This is a genomic window from Photobacterium sp. R1 (assembly GCF_054600795.1).
Window position 1 is genome coordinate 1 of record NZ_BAAHZP010000308.1, and the last position, 326, is coordinate 326.

General features: G+C 31.3%; 1 protein-coding gene. It reads right to left on the minus strand.

The features are described from left to right. The coding region (locus ACYP03_RS25175) for a hypothetical protein (protein WP_459782550.1) at positions 1 to 185 on the minus strand (185 nt) is incomplete at its 3' end. Between the last annotated feature and the right edge of the window lie 141 nt (positions 186 to 326).

The window sequence follows — 326 nt, forward strand, 5'->3', positions numbered from 1 at the left end:
TCTCGTGAAGGATAATCCGTTATGTAATCAGCTAAATCTTCAATTATATCAATAGCATCTGTATTACTACCCAACCTCTTTTTGATCTGCTCAACTGCTTGTTCTAAAGCTGTTAGCTGAACAAAAACATTATCTCCGTTATGGGTAGAACAATCTCCATAACCAATATTTACCGACTGATTCATAACTAAAAATTATTATCCCCATTGTGTGTAGAGCTATCGTTATAAGTAATATTTATGTCTTTTTTTGAATATTGATTCGATTTTGACGTGTTTTATTACTTTGGTTCATAAATTGGACGTATGAGGTTATTTTTTAAGCTT